Genomic DNA, 1,424 nt, shown 5'->3' on the forward strand with positions numbered 1-1,424 from the left:
GAGTACGGCTGAGACGTGATGACGAGGTACTACGGTACTGAAGTGACAAATGCCCTGCTTCCGGGAAAAGCCTCTAAGCTCCAGGTAACACGAAATCGTACCCCAAACCGACACAGGTGGTCAGGTAGAGAATACCAAGGCGCTTGAGAGAACTCGGGTGAAGGAACTAGGCAAAATGGTGCCGTAACTTCGGGAGAAGGCACGCTGGCGCGTAGGTGAAGGGACTTGCTCCCGGAGCTGAAGCCAGTCGAAGATACCAGCTGGCTGCAACTGTTTATTAAAAACACAGCACTGTGCAAACACGAAAGTGGACGTATACGGTGTGACGCCTGCCCGGTGCCGGAAGGTTAATTGATGGGGTTATCCGCAAGGAGAAGCTCTTGATCGAAGCCCCGGTAAACGGCGGCCGTAACTATAACGGTCCTAAGGTAGCGAAATTCCTTGTCGGGTAAGTTCCGACCTGCACGAATGGCGTAATGATGGCCAGGCTGTCTCCACCCGAGACTCAGTGAAATTGAAATCGCTGTGAAGATGCAGTGTACCCGCGGCAAGACGGAAAGACCCCGTGAACCTTTACTATAGCTTGACACTGACTATTGAGCCTTGATGTGCAGGATAGGTGGGAGGCTTTGAAGTACGGACGCCAGTTCGTACGGAGCCAACCTTGAAATACCACCCTTTAATGTTTGATAGTCTAACGTAGACCCGTAATCCGGGTTGCGGACAGTGTCTGGTGGGTAGTTTGACTGGGGCGGTCTCCTCCCAAAGAGTAACGGAGGAGCACGAAGGTTAGCTAATCACGGTCGGACATCGTGAGGTTAGTGCAAAGGCATAAGCTAGCTTGACTGCGAGAGTGACGGTTCGAGCAGGTGCGAAAGCAGGTCTTAGTGATCCGGTGGTTCTGAATGGAAGGGCCATCGCTCAACGGATAAAAGGTACTCCGGGGATAACAGGCTGATACCGCCCAAGAGTTCATATCGACGGCGGTGTTTGGCACCTCGATGTCGGCTCATCACATCCTGGGGCTGAAGTAGGTCCCAAGGGTACGGCTGTTCGCCGTTTAAAGTGGTACGCGAGCTGGGTTTAGAACGTCGTGAGACAGTTCGGTCCCTATCTGCCGTGGGCGCTGGAGAATTGAGGGGGGTTGCTCCTAGTACGAGAGGACCGGAGTGAACGCACCACTGGTGTTCGGGTTGTCATGCCAATGGCATTGCCCGGTAGCTAAGTGCGGAAAAGATAAGTGCTGAAAGCATCTAAGCACGAAACTTGCCCCGAGATGAGTTCTCCCTGACTCCTTGAGAGTCCTGAAGGGACGTTGAAGACTACGACGTTGATAGGCCGGATGTGTAAGTGCAGCGATGCATTGAGCTAACCGGTACTAATGACCCGTGAGGCTTAACCTTACAACGCCAGAGGCGTTTTGC

At 53.3% G+C, this 1,424-nt stretch carries 1 rRNA gene (only partly in view); it reads left to right on the top strand.

From position 1 onward, the window contains the following. Positions 1-1,403, top strand: a 23S ribosomal RNA gene (locus tag JK211_RS16500) (it extends 1,713 nt beyond the left edge of the window). The last annotated feature ends 21 nt before the right edge of the window (positions 1,404-1,424 follow it).

The organism is Tatumella sp. JGM130 (genome assembly GCF_018257525.1).
Lineage (GTDB): Bacteria > Pseudomonadota > Gammaproteobacteria > Enterobacterales > Enterobacteriaceae > Tatumella > Tatumella punctata.